The organism is Clostridium sp. L2-50, assembly GCF_000154245.1.
Taxonomy (GTDB): Bacteria; Bacillota; Clostridia; order Lachnospirales; family Lachnospiraceae; genus Coprococcus.
The window spans coordinates 16,661-34,339 of record NZ_DS480328.1; the positions used below are offsets into that span (position 1 = coordinate 16,661).

Genomic DNA, 17,679 nt, shown 5'->3' on the forward strand with positions numbered 1-17,679 from the left:
CATTCAAATTTGTTCCGCTCAAATCATACATCCATTTTCTGATCTTTGCAACCCGGTTTTTAATGGAATTCCTGACAGACCAGTTCTCGCAGTCGATATCGGAAAGCTTTCTCGTATTCCTCGTCTTCATCGACGCTGTGATTTACCTCCTCAAAACAGGCTCTGCGGATAGCTTCCTGTGTAAATATCGTAGGGCTTTCGTCGTCTCTGCCCCAGTAGAACACTGCACCATCAATACTTTCATTTCCATAGATCTCCTGCATCCGGCTGATGCAGCTCTCATCTCCCAGGAACACATGACAGATACCGGCTAATGATTTACAGAGAACCTCTGCATTGATCGTATATCCGTCAAAATCCTGCGCCCAATCCGGAATCTGCTCCGGCTTATCTACAAGGATCACCGGAAGGCTTCTACCATCATGCGAAAGAAGATTTTTAAGTTGGCCCGCGGATATCGGAACCGCTTCGGTGTCTTCATCCATAAATACACCCGCATCCAGGAATCCGACCTGATTAAATATATCCCGCATAAACTTCGGTCGATTATACCGACGCTCTCTGGAATAGATATTCTCACAGATATGACGGCAGGTCAGATACAATCCATCGCTTTCTTTTCGGAGTTCTGCAACCACATGCCAGATCATACCGGCTTCTTCATTGCTGATCGTCTGCATATCCATTAGAAAATATTCCTTCTCTGCAACAACCTTTAACTTATACCCCATCACTTCATAAGAAACAGACTCCATTTTTTTTGGCATCTGTCCAAATATCAGGGAGATATGCTGGTACGCCCATTCGTATATGATCTCACTTGCCCGGTCAAATCCGTCATCCCGTATCCGTATCGTCTGGTCAAATACCAGATCCGATACCAGCGGCCGGATCTCCTGCTTGATCTCCTTGTTCAACACCCTGCCGAACTGTTCTCTGTCAAGCTGTGCTGATATGAATTCGTCATTTACCACTTCTTTATTAATGAGGTAGATTACCCTATTCGGCGACAATACCTTCTGATATTTTTTATTCAGCAGAATATTTACAAGCTGCTGCTTGGATACCGCCCAGAACTTCTCTACCACCTCGGGATGTTCATCAAAATATGCACGGACCTCAGGCTTGATCTTATCCTGTGTAATCTTTAACCGGTATTTGCTTCGGATCGCATTTTCCCAGTTTTTCTTGATATACTGGTCTCTGGCCAGATTATCGAAGATCTGCACGATTGACCAGTCGCACAGCTCTAGGTTTGCGATAATACTGTTCATCATGCGGGCATCCTTCTCCTGTCCGTCCCACAGACTGCTTCTGTTATCATCGAAGCCTTCATCCATTTTATACTTATACCGCATCTCATGCTCGATCTCATGCCAACCCTCAAACAGAACCGTTCTGAGCTGAACCTCAAAGGTCCGGTCAAACGGCTGCTCCCACAACTGATCGGATATATTGATCAGATATTTGCTTGGGATCTTAAATACACCATTGCACTTCTGGGCTTCAAACCGGTTCTCTTCCCATGCTGTCTTTGACCAATTATCTACCATAAAGGTGTCTTCGAGCAGTGCTTCACTGATCCTGATATCTTCTGTATAAAATAAATTAATACGGATACCGATCAGATCCTGTATCTTCTTATCATCTTTTCCCGTGCCATATTTTCCTGTATCTAACTTACGCTGTAATGACGTCAGTGTCTTTACTCTCGACATGCTGTGAAAATAGATTCCGGCATTTCTGAGCTTCGTCATCAATGTCTGTTCCAGCTTCGTTCTTACATCATTCAATTCCTGAATATCTTTGTCACTGATCAGTGCAAAAGACTCATTATTACGTTCCATGTAACCACCTGCTTTTCAAATAACTTCACCCGTAAAAAACGCACAAAAATACACTATTATGATACCATTTTATTCCCTTGTCAGTCAATTTTTATGGCATAACCTTTTTCTAAATTTTATGTGAAAATCGGACCCGTTTATTAAAAATCTATTTCATTGGATATTGCTTATTTCCTGACACACCGATATAATGTTATGAGATCTGACAAGATACAAGAAAATAAGTAGGAGGAATCTTATGATTCTCGATTGTCAAAATATAAGTAAAGCATTCGGAACCAACGTAATTCTCGATAATGTATCCTTTCATCTTGAAGATAAGGAGAAAATGGCGATTGTTGGTATCAATGGTGCAGGCAAAACAACATTATTAAAGATCATTATGCAGGAAGAAGAAGCAGACTCCGGGCAGATTGTGTTATCTAAAGACCGTACGATCGGCTACCTCTCCCAGCATCAGGATATTTTCTATGACGATACGGTATACGGCGTGATGGAGGATGCCATGAAGCCCGTGATCGAGCTTCAGGATAAGATCCGCAAACTGGAACAGGATATGACAACACTGACCGGTAATGAACTGAACGCTGCTCTCTCGACCTATAATCGTTATACCCATGAATTTGAATATAAAAACGGATACGCCTATGAAAGCGAGATCACCGGAGTATTAAGGGGACTTGGCTTCTCCAAAGAAGATTTCGATCGTCATACCGATACCTTATCGGGCGGACAGAAAACCCGTCTCTCTCTCGGCAGACTTCTGCTTACAAAACCGGACATCATCATCTTGGACGAGCCGACCAACCATCTGGATATGGATTCGATCAGCTGGCTTGAAACCTTTCTGACAGGCTATCAGGGAAGTGTGATCCTCGTCTCCCACGACCGTTATTTTCTGGATAAGATCGTATCAAAGGTCGTAGAACTCGATCGTGGTCATAGCACCGTATATAACGGAAACTATACCTACTTCTCTCAAAAACGTGCTGAGATCCGGGCAAATATGATGAAAGCCTACTTAAACCAGCAGGCAGATATCAGACATCAGGAAGAAGTTATTACAAAGCTCAAGCAGTTCAACCGTGAAAAATCGATCAAGCGGGCAGAAAGCCGTGAAAAGATGTTAGACCGTGTGGAACGTCTGGACAAGCCAACCGAATTAAACAGCGAGATGCGGCTGACACTGGAACCATCCGTTATCAGCGGTGAAGATGTACTTACGATCGAAGGACTGTCCAAAGCATTTGAACAGTATAATCTGTTCTCCGATCTGAATATGGAGATCAAACGAGGTGAGCATGTCGCCCTGATCGGCGGAAACGGAACCGGTAAGACTACGATCTTAAAGATCATCAACAAGCTTGTTCCAAAGGATGCCGGAACCGTAATCTTAGGCTCCCGTGTCAAGATCGGTTACTACGATCAGGAGCATCAGGTCCTGAATATGAACAATACTGTATTTGACGAGATCAGCAACGCCTACCCTGACCTGACCAATACCAGGATCAGAAATGTTCTTGCCGCCTTTCTGTTTACCGGAGAGGATGTATTCAAGCGGATCGCTGACTTGAGCGGTGGCGAAAAAGGTCGTGTATCCCTTGCTAAAATGATGCTCTCATCTGCAAACTTCCTGATTCTCGATGAGCCGACCAACCATCTGGATATCACATCCAAGGAGATCCTTGAAGAAGCGATACGAAGCTATACGGGAACAGTCCTTTATGTATCTCATGATCGATATTTTATCAATCAGACAGCAACAAGGATCATCGAATTAAAGGACAAGAAGTTGACGAATTATATCGGAAACTATGATTACTACGAAAGTCACAGAGTCCAGCCGGCTTCCACCGGAAAGCAGGCATTTGCACCGGTTTCTGATACTGTCTCTCAAGAAAAGCAGCCGGAATCTCAGGCAAAGCTCTCCTGGAAGGAAAACAAAGCCGAACAGGCAAGACTTCGTAAAAAAGCAAATGATCTGAAAAAACTGGAAGACAAGATCGAACAGCTTGAAAATCATCTGGCTGAAATTGATGAAGAATTTCTGGTTCCTGAAAATGCAACAAATGTTGCACTGTTAAATGATCTGACGAAAGAACGAAACTCCGTAGAAGAAGAGCTGAACACATTGTATGAACAATGGGAAGAATTATCTTCCGAGGAGTAAATGTCCCTCCCCTTTTGTCTGTACTTTATAATTCCAATCTAATAAAAAGCATTAGATACAGACTTCCGATGTTGTCTGTTATACACAACATCAACAAATCTGTCATCTAATGCTTTTTCTAAAATATAACATAAAACTACATATATTCTTTAATCAATAACATTTACAATCTTTCTTGCATATGTATTTGTATTGTTAGAAGCTGGTATGCAATAGACGCTGTTACTGATATACACCTGACTCGTCTTTCCCATGCCGCCATGGATACACCAGTAGGTTCCGTCATTTCCATAATAAGTACCCCAGTCTTTTACACAAGCTTCTGCTTTCTTCTTGGATATTCCTATCTTCACAAGATAATCCTTTACTGCCTGTGCATTTTCAAATTTACCAAGATATAACGATACATGGCTGGCTTCTTTATTCTTACCCTTATAATATATGATCATATCTCCCGGAGTAAGTGCATCATATGAAAATGGTGTTACATTCGAATTCAGTACAACCGAATCAGGTTCTAACCAATTCGTACCATCTGAAAGTGTCAGCTTAGCTGAAATCGTCGCAGTACCGCCCCATTCCGTTCCTGTATACATACGATCCAGAATAATACCACCTGTCACCTCATCTGTATATTTCACAGCCAACTTAAAAATAGGATTATCTCCGCCGGCAAGTGCATATGCCTGATCGGCAAATACATTACATGGGATATTTGTCTTACCGAGATATGTATTGATCACTCGTGCCATCCATTCATCGGTATTCCAATAGAGTGTGCCCTCAAGCCGTCTTGTATATGCTCTTCCATAACGATCAAAATCATAGATATAATTACCGATCTCCTGACTACCGGTCGTTGCGGTTCCGCTTTCACCGATCAGATAGTATACATCTTTACCATTTATCTGTACTGTTACAAGCCCGGTCACAGGTTCATTCAGATATATTCCCTGCTTATAGACAGAACAATCCTGCTCCGCATCATAATATATATACTTGGACACTTTGCCTGCAGCATCTGTATACACTGCTGACCAGTCATCTATCGTATGCCAGCCTTCCCCTGTTAACAGCCTGCCGTCCAAACCGGCATAGTAATAATCTGTTTTGTATGACACGAGCATATTCTTCATTTTCTGCCATCTGTTTGTATCTGTGTTATGACACCACATTGTTTTCTGATAAGCACCGGTCTTATATTTTTCGGTAAAATACTTGTACTGCAGCACTCCATCTTCATTATAATAATGAATCTCGCCTTTCTTTGCAGGAGTCCAGATATTCTTTGCTTTCTTCCATTTGTTATTTATCAGTTGATAAAATCTATATGTATTATCTTTGTAAACACGTTTGTAAAGAACCGTGCCTTTCTTCATATAATAAGAGGTTGTGTCATTCTTATCATACCAACAGGACGTTGTTCCAAGCTTCGACTTCTTAAAGTAATAATATACCCCATTGATCTTATGGATTCCATCTGCCGCATATGACCATTTCTTGTTCTTATAAAGCATATATCTTCCGGCTTTATCTGCCTTTGTATAATCAGCCGCATAGAAGATTCTGGTATTATGACCACTTGCCGCAAAATAGCGATCTATCTTCTTATGCTTCACCCATGTATTTCTTACCGCTTTTCCGTCCGCTCCAAAATAATAGCCGTATTTTCCAACTTTTTTATAATAGTTGGTTCTTGCGCGTCCATCCTGAAAATAATAATACTCTCCGGCTATTTCCTGAAAGCCCTGTTCCAGATTCCCGGCTTTATCAAATCGATACTCTACATCATTGATCGTAAGAAACTTGTTTGTAACACGCTTCTTACCACTTGCCTTGTACTGATAACAAACGAGACCGTTAAAACGATATTTCACCTGCTTCTTTGATACATAGACATATGTCTTGCCAGATTGGTACCAACCGGTCTTTGTCACCTGTTTTCCCTTCTGGAAGAAGTAATAAACACCGTCGATCTCTTTTACGCCCTTTGCCTTTGCCCCATTGATATAATAAGTATCCATGGAAAATCCGGTTGTCAGGATCGAATAATCATCTGCATAATAAAAGCCATTTTCCAGATATTTATTTCCCGTCTTATTCTTCTTGATCTGAAGTACCGTCTTCGTTGTAGATGGCTTAAAGCTTATGGACATATTGGCAAGATAAGAAGAAGTATCATAGGAACCGGTCCACTCACTGTCTCCATCTGCTACAACTGCCCATAATCTGTCACCGTAATCGATCAGCATATAACGGATCTTTGTACTCTCATCGACCGCCACGCCTCTGTAATAATCAGACTTTACAGCATAATCATACCGGAATGATCCATCCTTTGCATTTGAAAATGTATGTGTTTCCTCGTCCTGCGTCAGTTTCGTTTTCTTTGGTGTTGCTGCTTCTGCGGTAAATGACACACCGGATGCCATCAATACAAATATAAGGCAACACAGCAATAGTCTCATTTGTTTTTTCATCTGTTTCATCTCCATATAATCATGTAAAATCTCCGTGTAATCTCCATCTGCCCGAAAAGCAATACGAAAATCACAAAATATAACAATGTCTTTAGCTGTGGAGATATTATTTGTTTTCTTTCTTCTCTGTCCACAGATATGGGGTTATCTGGTAGACATAATAATTCAGCCAATTTGCATATAAAGTATTGGCATGGCAACGCCAGGATTTGATCGGTGTCTTGCTCGGATCGTTGTCCGGATAATAATTTACCGGAATATCGGGATTCAGCCCCTTTGCAAGGTCACGCTTATATTCTTTATCCAGCGTCAGAATATCATATTCCGGATGTCCTGTTACGAAAATATTCTTTCCTTCATCGCCAATGATCAGATAAGGTCCTGCCTCATCGGACTCCGCTACGATCTCCAGATGCGGATTTTTTACGATCTCATCTTTATCGACACCTGTATATCTGGAATGCGGTACATAGAAGATATCATCAAACCCACGAACAAGCGGTGTCTTTCTGTGGAAGGTATGATGCATATAGATTCCTGATAATTTCTTATCCAGCTCATGCTTCTGCACCCCGTACCGATAGTACAGACCTGCCTGCGCGCCCCAGCAGATATGGATCGTGGATGTTACGTTTTTCTCTGACCAGTCCATGATCTCTTTTAATTCATCCCAATATTCCACATCTTCAAATTCCATCTTCTCGATTGGTGCTCCCGTGATGATGAATCCATCCCATTTTCTGTCTTTGATGCTGGAAAAATCAGTGTAGAACCGTTCCAAATGTCCCTTCGGCGCATGCTTTGATTCGTATGTCATCGTACGGATCAGGGAAATATTCACCTGGAGCGGTGTATTTGACAGGCTTCTCATAAGCTGTAATTCTGCATCCTGCTTCAAAGGCATCAGATTTAATATCAATATATCAAGCGGACGGATATCCTGACGGATGGCTCTGTCTGAACCCATCACGAAGATATTCTCATCCTCCAGTATTTTCTTTACGGGTAAATCATCGTCTACTCTAATTGGCATTTTCTATCAAGTCCTTTCTGTTTCAACTGCCATTTATCTGTTTCTATATTCTCAGGAAAACTGTTCCAGAAACTGTGTCTCTGAAATAATCGGTATTCCCAGACTCTGTGCTTTTTTATTCTTTGAAGACGTAGAGGTCACATCGTTATTGACCAGATATCCGGTCTTTGATGATACGGAACCTGCTACCTTTCCACCCCGGTCTTCGATATACTGCTTCATCTCATCCCGGTTTGCAAACTGCTCCAGACTTCCGGTTATTACAAAGGTAATACCTGCAAGTGTCTGCGGTACAGTCTCGGTCTCTGCTTCAAACTCTAATTCATGAAGTAACTTATCTATAATAGCACAATTCGACGGATTTTTAAAATATCTTACAATTTCCTCCGCGATCACTGTTCCGATTCCATCAATCTCTGTATATGCTTCTACATCCGCATGCATGATCTGATCCAGGTTATTTTTAAAATGTTTGCAGATCAGCTTCGCTGTTGCATCTCCGACACCCGGAATTCCAAGGCCATAGACAAAGCGATTCATCGTTGTATGTCTGGATGTATCAACAGCCTGGATCAGCTTCGCATAAGACTTCTCTCCAAAGCCTTCCAACTCAACGATCTCTTCTTCATGACGATTCATGTGATAGAGATCATCCAAATGATCCAGATATCCCTGTTCGATAAATTTATCAATCGTGGCTTCTGAGAGGCCGTCAATATTCATTGCATTTCTGGATACAAAATGCGCAAATGATTTTAACTTCTTTGCAGGGCAGAATTCATTGGTACAATAAAGGGTCTCTACCTGATCTACACCCTCTCCCTCCGTCACGATCTTTGTCAGGCCACCACAGGCAGGACAGGATTCCGGGATCGGTACATTTCCACTTCTGGTATGATTTTCGGCAATCTGCGGAATGATCATATTTGCCTTATAGACCGAGATCTCATCTCCAATCCCAAGCTGCAACGACCGAAGGATACTGACATTATGGATACTTGCACGGCCGACTGTTGTTCCTTCAAGGGACACCGGATCAAATACCGCAACCGGATTGATAAGTCCCGTTCTGGAAGGGCTCCACTCCACATACTGCAGATGGGTCACTGCCTGTTCATCCGCCCATTTGAATGCCATACTGTCCCTTGGGAACTTCGCTGTTCTACCGAGACTCTTTCCATATGCAAGATCTTCTAACACCAGTACCAGACCATCCGATGGAAAATCGTTCTTCTCGATCTGTTCTGCAAACTGGGCAACACGCTCCGGAAGCTTATCAGCATCGATCAGATAATGCTCTACGACATCAAAGCCTTGCTGCTCCAGCCAGTCTAATTCATAGGAAAAGGAATTCTTAAAGTCCACATCTTCTCCATCCACCAGATTAAAGGCAAAGAAATGCACGTTTCTCTCTTTTGTGATTCGGTTATTCAGCTGTCTGACAGAGCCGCTGCATAAGTTTCTCGGGTTTTTATATTTTGCATCTGCATCTGCGATCTGCTCATTTATCTTCTCAAAATCTGAATACTTGATAACTGCCTCTCCACGGATCGTCAACTTACCCTTATATGGAATCTCTTTCGGAATATTTGCAAATACTCTTGCGTTGTTCGTTATAACCTCGCCCTCTAAACCATTTCCTCTGGTTACTGCTTTTACAAGCGTACCATTCTCATAGGTAAGGACAACGGTAAGACCATCTAACTTCCATGAGATCACACCCTGATGTGTGCCAAGCCATGCTGCCAGTGCTTCCACACTCTTGGTCTTATCCAGAGAAAGCATTGGATGCTCATGAACCTCTTTCGGAAGCTCGCTTACAATCTCATATCCGACATGAACCGTCGGACTGTTCGACATTACGATTCCTGTCTCTTTCTCAAGTTCTACCAGTTCATCATACAAGGCATCATATTCCAGATTGCTCATGATCTCGGTATCTTCCTGATAATATTTCTTTGATGCCTCATTCAGTTTTTCAACTAATTCTTTGATCCTGTCTCTCTTTTCCAACTGACATACCTCTTGTTTCCAACAACATTCTGTTCATTTTTATTATCCGGCTGTGCTTCTTCCCGCTTTGTTTTTACTTCTTCTTTTCGTTCCACTAAACGTCTGAGTTCTGTTTCTTCTTCCTTTGTCAAATGGCGGTACTCACCCGGTCTCAGATTCCCCAGACGAATATTGATCACTCGAAGCCGTTTCAGATTTACGACCTTGTATCCAAAGTATTCGCACATTCGACGGATCTGGCGATTCAGCCCCTGTGTAATTATGATCTTAAAGGAATAATTATCGATCTTATACAGACGACATTTTTTTGTCACCGTATCAAGAATCGGAACACCTGCCGCCATCTGTGTTAAAAATTCATCCGTGATCGGCTTATTCACGCGGACACGGTATTCCTTCTCATGATTATTGACTGACTTCTGGATACTGTTTGACAGATCTCCATCGTTTGTCAGAAGCAGCAATCCCTGTGAATCCTTATCTAATCTTCCTACATACTGCAATCGGATCGGATACTTTATATGATCGAAGATGTTATCCGGATCATCATGACTTGCCGTACAGGTCAGTCCCAATGGTTTATTGTATGCAAGAATAACTGTCTCTTCACGCTTTCTTACAGGCTTTCCATCAACCATTACCCTGTCATTTGCCTCTATCTTCTGTCCCATCTCCGCAGGCTTCCCATTTATTGTGATCCTGCCCTTTAATATATATTCATCTGCAGCACGTCTGGAACAAATACCAGCTTCGCTCAGATATTTATTGATTCGAATACCTTCTGCCATATCATGACCCTTCCTGTTCTGTCTCTCTGTTACAGCTTTCTCGCCGCTCTTTTTTATCTGTTTTCTTTATAACCATATCTTTTTAATCATACCATTCTGGCCATTAAAAGTAAACAATTACAACTTTTCAATTTCGGGGCTTGTTTTTTCTCTTTTCCCGACGTATAATAAAGCAAACGCAAAGGTGTGTTTCTACGGAAACGCACCTTTTTTTGTATTTAAATTTAGAAGCTTAAGTTATAACATTTTATAAAGGACGTGAATATATGGATAATATCGATAAGAAAATATTACATTTATTACAGCACAATGCCAGAACCCCTTTAAAGTATCTGGCAAATAAAGTATTTCTCTCCTCTCCTGCGGTATCCGCAAGAATCGACCGGCTGGAAAAGGCAGGTGTGATCACCGGATACCATGCAGGCATCAATCCGGAAGCTCTGGGGTATCACATTACCGCATTTATACACATGGCACTCGATCCGAAACAGAAACCGACTTTTTATCCTTTTATCGATGCTTGTCCGAATGTGCTGGAATGTAATTGCGTGACCGGTGCTTACTCCATGTTGATAAAGGTCTGCTTCCCAAGTACGATGGAGCTGGATTCTTTTATCGGACAGCTACAGCGATTCGGAAATACAGAAACACAGATCGTATTCTCCACTCCGGTACAGACCCGTGGAATCGACATCGGTATTGTATCTCCTGAAAATGAAGAAAATGCCATTTAAGCAGATAACGGCACTTCCACCTATAACTTCTATATAAATAACAACGCAGAAAAGTTCCGTACCGGAATCCTGTCATACCATAAGGATTCTTTTACGGAACTTTTACATTACTTCATATCTACCAAATTACACCGAACCCGTTTCTCTTATTTATAAAACCGGATAACACCTTCCATTTACTGTGCATCTTCCGGTGTAGCTGCAGTATTCTCTGTTGTAGCCGGCTTGCTGATCAGATCATAAAATGCCCGGAATGTCTTATCGGTATCCAACAGATATTCTGTATTTTCCTTTACATGAACATAGATATCCTGAATATCCTTTGATGCCTTAAAGCTATTCAGATAAGAAAGCTGCGCATTTGACAGTTCCCCATTATCAATCTTATAGGAACCATCCTTATCCTTTATAATATAGAAGGTCACAATATCAAGCGGTTTTGATTCTACATCTGCAATATCCATATAGGACAATTCGACCACTACATACTCGCCTTCCGCATAGCCATCTGCAAGATAGCAGGTCGTATCTTCAAAGCCTTTCAGATATTTGGCAGAACTTTCCAGCACTGACATATCATCAAATTCTGTCGGATCTGTAACTAACGACTGAAGTGTTGCCTGATCACAGGCTACTTTTGCTGTAAGATACTTACTCACCAGATCATTGATCTCTGAAACATCGCTTTTCTTATATGATGCATTTTCCGGAATCGCAAGCTCGACAGTATTATCTGCGCCCGGCTCAGCCTTTGGTTCTCTGATAAAAAATGCATATACATAACCGACACACAATAATGCAAATACTATCCATCCGATTACGACTTTCATTCCTGCCCGGATCACGATTTCTCCGTTTTGGGTTTTTATATATGTATCACCAAGAAAACTGCTTTTTTTATTTCTCAATTTTCCTATGCTCCTTTTCATATTTTATATCGACAAAATTCTACCATTCCAAAACTGATTTTGCAAGGACATACCAAAACTATTAAGAAATACAAGAAACTATTTGATTATTTCAGGGAAATATTGTATTATATATAAGTCATGCACCAGTAGCTCAGTGGATAGAGCAACGGCCTCCGGAGCCGTGTGCGGTGGTTCGATTCCACTCTGGTGCATATTTTTTATGGTTAAACGGACGAAAACGTCTGCCCTGAAAACTATGTTCTATCGCAAAACACTTGCGTTCTATTCTCACGTAACGGTACTAAACTCCTCACCTGTGGTGACTCGTTAAGGACCGACGTTCGAACAGGTTTGCTTATAGAACATAGTTTTCAGGGCAGACGTTTTCTGTCTTTGGCAGCACAACAACAAAAAAATTATTGCCTGTTTCAAAAATAAAATACCTTATTTCTTTATGAAATGATTACTTATATTATCATGTACAAAGATGTTCATGCAGTTTTCGTTGTGAGGCTTTGCACTAGCTGCCAGCATCAAGCCCATGTCTGAGTCCGAAGGACGAGTCTGGGCGACTGCTGGCTAATGAGCGTGCAAACCGAACAGAAAACGAAATGTATCTTTTACATGATAATATAAGAATCCATTTCATTAGAAATAAGATACCTTCCTACATTGTAACAAAGATAAACTTCACAACGAATAACGCAGCGATGATCGTTACAACGATATCTTTCTTCTTGTAGTTACCTGTGAATAAGGTGATCAAAACATATGAGATTGATCCTACACCGATACCATTTGAGATAGAGTAAGTTAATGGGATCATAAGGAAGGTAAGGAACGCAGGAACTGCTGAACGCATATCATCCATATCGATCTTAGCGAAATTCTTAGCCATTAATACACCTACAAAGATCAGTGCCGGAGCTGTTGCACATGTTGGAATCACACCTGCGATCGGGCTTAAGAACAGACATACTGCGAAGCAGGCTGCCGTAACTAAACTTGCAAGACCTGTTCTTCCACCTGCTGCGATACCGGATGCTGACTCAACGAAGGTTGTACATGTCGATGTACCAAGAATAGCACCTGCTGCTGTACCGATAGAGTCGCACATCATACTCTTATCTAAGTTGATCGGGTCACCATTCTCATCTAACATATTTGCCTGTGATGCGGTTCCGTATAAGGTTCCGATCGTATCAAACATATCTACCAGACAGAATGCTACGATCAGCATGATACCTGAGAATACGCCACCAACATATGGGCTTTCAAATGCATTTCTCCATGCATCCGCCTTGAAGCATCCAAGGAAACCGATCTCGCCAAAGTCTTTGAAAGACTGACCGATGCTGGATACATCAAAAGATGGTGTCTCCAGATTAAATACATAATAAAGAACTGTGGAAACAATGATACCGATTACGATATTTCCCTTTACATTTAACTTTGCAAGAACTGCGATCAGGATAATACCGATGATAGTTACAACCGGTGGAATAACTGCTTTCCATGCAGCTTCCGGTGTCTCTGCGCCTGAAATTGCTCCATGGAAATCAAAGATCTGTACCAGTGTATACTTATTCGCCTGTACAAGACCTGAACCCTTTAAACCAACCAATGCGATGAACAAACCGATACCGGCCGGTATTGATTTCTTCAGGCATTCCGGCATGGCTGTCGCAATGTACTTACGAAGTCCGGTTACAGACAGGATCAGGAATACGATACCTGATAACAGGATGATAACAAGACCTGACTGATAACCTTCAATCACGCTGCAGCCTGCAAAGAATGCACCGGATACAAATGAGGTACAGAAGAATGAATTCAGTCCCATACCACATGCCTGTGCATACGGCATTCTGGCAAGGAATGCCATAAGAAGTGTACCGATAACAGCCACAAGAACGGATGCGATAAATACTGCATTCCAAACCTTGCCTACTTCTGCTGCGCTTGCGCCTTCTGCAACAAGCCATCCAGCCTTACCATCTGCTGCTACCTGATTTGGGTTTACCAGGACAATGTATGCCATGGCAAAAAATGTTGTGAGTCCGGCCATAATCTCTGTACGAACATTAGAACCGCGCTCTGAAATGTGGAAAAATTTATCCATATTTCCCTTCCTTTCTTTTGTTTATTCTTATTAAAAGCATTGGTTGTCTACCTGCCCCTCATTACAGATATCCGCCATGCTTTATAATCAAAACTCTGTGTGCCGTTACAGCACTGTTTCTTTCAGAAAACGTACCTGCTGTCAAAACACTTTTTATGAATGTACCTCACAGCACCGTTTTCTCTAAGAAATCGGCTACACTGTCATCCAGATAATCACCGATCACAAGATCTGCCGCTTCCTTGCAACGCTCTGTCGCATTTAAAACCGCAACTCCAAGTCCGGCTTCTGCTAACATCTCACTGTCATTATCTCCATCGCCGAAAGCAATTGTTTCTTCCATTGATATTCCAAGGAATCGTAAAACTTCCTTTAACCCATTATGTTTGCCGGAATGACGATCAGATATCTCGATCAGCCGCGGCGCTCCGGATGTTACATAAACAGTATGGATATTTTGCGTTAATTCATGCATAATACGGTATTTTTTCTCTGTCGGTCCTACAATTGAGATCGAATCCAACTCCGTATTATGCTGTAAAATAAACTGCCTTATATCAGGCACCGGCGTTCTGGTGCTTCTTACATAAGCACTGATATCCTCTGACTCTCCAAAATTCATTGGATTCTCATAATATATCTCAGATGTATATCCTCTACCGTCTATAAAACATTCAAAGAATACATCTTTATCCGTAACCAGATCAAATATCTGCTCCGGTACTTCCGGTCGTAATTTTAAATTATATACTGAATGATCATCTGATAAATCATAGATTGCTGCCCCATTGGATGTGATCGCATACCGGATACCCCGAATCTCCCGGATGCATTCTGGAATGGAATAAACAGATCTTCCACTTGCCGGAATAAAAATAACGTGGCTATCTGCCAGTTTTTCAAGAACTTCCTTTGTTCTATGGGAAATCCCATCCCGTCTTAAAATCGTTCTGTCCAAATCTGAAACCACGCATCTGTACTTCATCTGCTTTTCCTCTATTTTCGAATTTACTTTTATATGTTACCATATTTCGTAAGGGAAATAAAGATATTATAAACTTTTTTACATAAATACATAAAAAGGCACTATTTTCATTACATTTTTACCCGGTTATATAAAAACTGTGATAAAATAAATATACATCAGAAAGGAGACCACTATGTTGCATGAAATATCCGATGAACGCTACTGCTTTATTGAAGATACCATTTGTGATGCATTTTTATTGGTATTAAAAGAAAAAGAAATAGATAAAATAACCGTGACAGACATCATAAAAAGAGCCGGAATTGTTCGCAGTACATTCTATAACCACTACGAAAATATTCCAGCTCTTATAACTGCTGTTGAAGATAAAACTATCCAGGATATTTTCACCCTCATGGAAGACTTTCATCCTGAAAATAATCAGGATATATGCAAATCTTTCTTTCTGACAATTTGTAACTATACCAAAACGAATCCATTTCTGGCAAATATTCTCCGGAGTCCGAGAGGTGATGAATTCTTTGAAAAGGCTTTAACTATGTTCCACCGCTATGTAACAGATACCATCCGGAAAACAACGCCTTCCATGCACTCCAAAGAAGAGGTCTCCTATATGATCGCATGCAGTATTGGCAGTACCTTGGGTGTTCTCCATAAATGGACAAGAGAAAATTTTGAGAGTTCCGAAGAAATCATTGCCGGGATACTGACACAGTCATTTCTCACAGGTATACTTCCTTATCTGTCTTAAGGTGCTTCATCAATCAGAACTTCCTGCCTTTTTATCTTCTTAGTTGCACTCTTGATAAATGGATATTTACGAATAACCAACCCCGTAATCCGACGATAGGTCGGCTGCGTATTATTATAACTGTCGATAAATGCCTGAAGCTCTGATCTGATTGCTTCCTCGTTCATCCGTTTTGCCGAGACAGCATCCTGATCGGGATAGATTCTTGCAATAAGACCATTGTTCTCTCCTGTCACAATCACCTCTCCCACCAGTTTTCCAAGAGCCAGCTTATTTTCTATTTCCTCCGGTGATATATTTTCTCCGTTTGAAAGAATGATCAGATTCTTTATCCTTCCATTGATAAATAAGAATCCGTCTTTATCCAGATATCCTTTATCTCCCGTATGCAGCCATCCACCTCTTAAGGCTTCAGCAGTCTCTTCCGGCATCTGATAATAACCCTTCATAACGCTGCTGCCCCGTACCAGAATCTCGCCATCCTCAAAAGAAATTTCAACATTGGAAAGCGGTCGTCCTATAGAACCGGTCTTATGATCTTCCGGTACATTGCTGCTGATAACAGGCGAACATTCCGACATTCCATATCCCTCATAAATATTTACACCATATTCTGCAAATTTCTCAATATAAAACGGATCCAGATGTGCTCCACCTGTAAATATTGTTTTCAGCTTTCCCCCAAATGCCTTGGCTGCAACTATTTTCTTTGGGATCAAAGGGTTCATTGCCGAAAGACGTTTGTAGATTGTTTCTACCATCAAAGGTACCATCAGCATAATATCAGGATGAAAGACGCCCATATTTTTTACCATATGCAACAGAGAATCATTGATACATACCGTTGCTCCAAAGGAAAAACCCTTGAGCCAATCCATAACAAGGCAAAATGCATGATGAATCGGTAAAACGCTTAATACTATGGTTCCGGGCTCTGCAGTATAATTAACGGATTTTACATTTTCTGCCAGATTTCTCTGTGTCAGCATAACACCTTTACTTTTTCCTGTAGTTCCGGAGGTAAAAATAATCGTAGCAATATCTTCCGGATCCGGTGCTGCAAAATCATCTGTACCGTTTATACCTGACATCATTAATTCCGCTACAGATGCAACTTTTTTCTGATTTGTTTCGATGTTTTCTTCCTGTAATATCCAGATTTTTTTCAGTTTTGGACATTCCTCCAGTATCCGTTCCGACAAGGTCTGAATTTTAGGACTTAAAAAGAGTGCTTCTGCATCTGAACGATTCAGAAGATCTATCAGATCCTCTGCCGGAAGTCCTGCGTCAAGAGGAACGGCTACTGCCTGACCTGTTATAATTCCCAGATAAGCTTCTATCCATTCCACAGAACTACTACCGATCAATGCTATATGCTTTCCCTGAAAGCTTTCCTCACACAATCCTTTTCTGACAGACTTGGCATTCTCCATCAGCTCCCGGTAGCTTCTATCACGGATCTCCTTTTTCTTCAACCATTTTACTGCCTTTATTTCTGAAAACTTTTTTTCGCTTTCTTCCAAAATATCACGAATCAACATATCTTATTATACCTCCGCACATACTTACTGCGATCATATACTTATATTCTCTGATTATACAGTTTCCTGCTGTAATCGCTCTAACAGATCAAGTGCTTCTACAATTGTGAATACATGCAGTGCGTCATCTTCCTCCAGTTCAATGTCAAATGTGTCTTCGATTTCTCCCAAGAAAGACATAAAATCAAGCGAACTAAAGCCCAGATCTTCTCTGAACTTCATATCGTTTGTCATCTCCTCCGGCTTAACATCACAATACTGTGCTATGATTTTCTTAAATTGCATTTCCTGTGTCATAATA

Annotated in this window: 13 protein-coding genes and 1 tRNA gene; 4 read left to right on the top strand and 10 right to left on the bottom strand. The window is 41.2% G+C overall.

Annotated elements, in window-relative coordinates:
• Positions 1–59 precede the first annotated feature (59 nt).
• Positions 60–1,847: a hypothetical protein gene (locus tag CLOL250_RS12255; protein WP_008402871.1), complete on the bottom strand. Its 1,788-nt coding sequence runs from the start codon at positions 1,845–1,847 to the stop codon at positions 60–62.
• Between the two features lie 238 nt (positions 1,848–2,085).
• Between CLOL250_RS12255 and CLOL250_RS12260 the strand changes: the two genes are divergently transcribed.
• Positions 2,086–4,017 (top strand): ABC-F family ATP-binding cassette domain-containing protein, encoded by a 1,932-nt coding sequence (locus CLOL250_RS12260; RefSeq protein WP_008402872.1) that lies wholly within the window; start codon positions 2,086–2,088, stop codon positions 4,015–4,017.
• A 149-nt stretch (positions 4,018–4,166) separates the two neighbouring features.
• On the opposite strand, the gene CLOL250_RS12265 is transcribed toward CLOL250_RS12260, so the two are convergent.
• From CLOL250_RS12265 to CLOL250_RS12280, 4 genes are all read right to left on the bottom strand, one after another.
• On the bottom strand, positions 4,167–6,512 hold the full coding sequence (locus tag CLOL250_RS12265) for a hypothetical protein (RefSeq protein WP_008402873.1): 2,346 nt from the start codon (positions 6,510–6,512) through the stop codon (positions 4,167–4,169).
• A gap of 91 nt (positions 6,513–6,603) precedes the next feature.
• Complete coding sequence (gene metA, locus CLOL250_RS12270) at positions 6,604–7,530, bottom strand: homoserine O-acetyltransferase MetA (protein WP_008402874.1); 927 nt, start codon at positions 7,528–7,530, stop codon at positions 6,604–6,606.
• Positions 7,531–7,581: 51 nt separating this feature from the next.
• A complete protein-coding gene (gene ligA, locus CLOL250_RS12275; protein ID WP_008402875.1) occupies positions 7,582–9,543 on the bottom strand; it encodes an NAD-dependent DNA ligase LigA in 1,962 nt (653 codons plus the stop codon).
• Complete coding sequence (locus CLOL250_RS12280) at positions 9,513–10,331, bottom strand: pseudouridine synthase (RefSeq protein WP_008402876.1); 819 nt, start codon at positions 10,329–10,331, stop codon at positions 9,513–9,515. Before CLOL250_RS12280 ends, ligA begins: the two co-directional genes overlap by 31 nt.
• A gap of 266 nt (positions 10,332–10,597) precedes the next feature.
• Here CLOL250_RS12280 and CLOL250_RS12285 point away from each other — a divergent pair, with 266 nt between their 5' ends.
• Complete coding sequence (locus CLOL250_RS12285; protein ID WP_008402877.1) at positions 10,598–11,065, top strand: Lrp/AsnC family transcriptional regulator; 468 nt, start codon at positions 10,598–10,600, stop codon at positions 11,063–11,065.
• A 176-nt stretch (positions 11,066–11,241) separates the two neighbouring features.
• Here CLOL250_RS12285 and CLOL250_RS12290 read toward each other — a convergent pair whose 3' ends face one another.
• Positions 11,242–11,973, bottom strand: coding sequence for a hypothetical protein (locus CLOL250_RS12290; protein WP_049941109.1), 732 nt, complete (start codon positions 11,971–11,973; stop codon positions 11,242–11,244).
• Between the two features lie 143 nt (positions 11,974–12,116).
• Between CLOL250_RS12290 and CLOL250_RS12295 the strand changes: the two genes are divergently transcribed.
• Positions 12,117–12,188 (top strand) — tRNA-Arg (locus CLOL250_RS12295).
• Between the two features lie 455 nt (positions 12,189–12,643).
• Here the strand turns inward: CLOL250_RS12295 and CLOL250_RS12300 are convergent.
• Both CLOL250_RS12300 and CLOL250_RS12305 read right to left on the bottom strand, forming a co-directional pair.
• A complete protein-coding gene (locus CLOL250_RS12300) occupies positions 12,644–14,098 on the bottom strand; it encodes an NCS2 family permease (RefSeq protein WP_008402879.1) in 1,455 nt (484 codons plus the stop codon).
• A 166-nt stretch (positions 14,099–14,264) separates the two neighbouring features.
• Positions 14,265–15,056 (bottom strand): HAD family hydrolase, encoded by a 792-nt coding sequence (locus CLOL250_RS12305; protein ID WP_274922291.1) that lies wholly within the window; start codon positions 15,054–15,056, stop codon positions 14,265–14,267.
• Between the two features lie 202 nt (positions 15,057–15,258).
• On the opposite strand from CLOL250_RS12305, the gene CLOL250_RS12310 reads away from it, so the two are divergent.
• Positions 15,259–15,837, top strand: coding sequence for a TetR/AcrR family transcriptional regulator (locus tag CLOL250_RS12310; RefSeq protein WP_008402881.1), 579 nt, complete (start codon positions 15,259–15,261; stop codon positions 15,835–15,837).
• Here the strand turns inward: CLOL250_RS12310 and CLOL250_RS12315 are convergent.
• Both CLOL250_RS12315 and CLOL250_RS12320 read right to left on the bottom strand, forming a co-directional pair.
• On the bottom strand, positions 15,834–17,378 hold the full coding sequence (locus CLOL250_RS12315; RefSeq protein ID WP_008402882.1) for an AMP-dependent synthetase/ligase: 1,545 nt from the start codon (positions 17,376–17,378) through the stop codon (positions 15,834–15,836). The genes CLOL250_RS12310 and CLOL250_RS12315 overlap by 4 nt on opposite strands.
• A 54-nt stretch (positions 17,379–17,432) precedes the next feature.
• Positions 17,433–17,675, bottom strand: coding sequence for an acyl carrier protein (locus CLOL250_RS12320; protein ID WP_008402883.1), 243 nt, complete (start codon positions 17,673–17,675; stop codon positions 17,433–17,435).
• Between the last annotated feature and the right edge of the window lie 4 nt (positions 17,676–17,679).

What these genes read in the sequence shown, in the direction of transcription:
- CLOL250_RS12255 (WP_008402871.1), bottom strand. Translation starts at nt 1,847, where the DNA reads ATGGAACGTAATAATGAGTCTTTTGCACTGATCAGTGACAAAGATATT.
- CLOL250_RS12260 (WP_008402872.1), top strand. Translation starts at nt 2,086, where the DNA reads ATGATTCTCGATTGTCAAAATATAAGTAAAGCATTCGGAACCAACGTA.
- CLOL250_RS12265 (WP_008402873.1), bottom strand. Translation starts at nt 6,512, where the DNA reads ATGGAGATGAAACAGATGAAAAAACAAATGAGACTATTGCTGTGTTGC.
- metA (WP_008402874.1), bottom strand. Translation starts at nt 7,530, where the DNA reads ATGCCAATTAGAGTAGACGATGATTTACCCGTAAAGAAAATACTGGAG.
- CLOL250_RS12280 (WP_008402876.1), bottom strand. Translation starts at nt 10,331, where the DNA reads ATGGCAGAAGGTATTCGAATCAATAAATATCTGAGCGAAGCTGGTATT.
- CLOL250_RS12285 (WP_008402877.1), top strand. Translation starts at nt 10,598, where the DNA reads ATGGATAATATCGATAAGAAAATATTACATTTATTACAGCACAATGCC.
- CLOL250_RS12300 (WP_008402879.1), bottom strand. Translation starts at nt 14,098, where the DNA reads ATGGATAAATTTTTCCACATTTCAGAGCGCGGTTCTAATGTTCGTACA.
- CLOL250_RS12310 (WP_008402881.1), top strand. Translation starts at nt 15,259, where the DNA reads ATGTTGCATGAAATATCCGATGAACGCTACTGCTTTATTGAAGATACC.
- CLOL250_RS12315 (WP_008402882.1), bottom strand. Translation starts at nt 17,378, where the DNA reads ATGTTGATTCGTGATATTTTGGAAGAAAGCGAAAAAAAGTTTTCAGAA.
- CLOL250_RS12320 (WP_008402883.1), bottom strand. Translation starts at nt 17,675, where the DNA reads ATGACACAGGAAATGCAATTTAAGAAAATCATAGCACAGTATTGTGAT.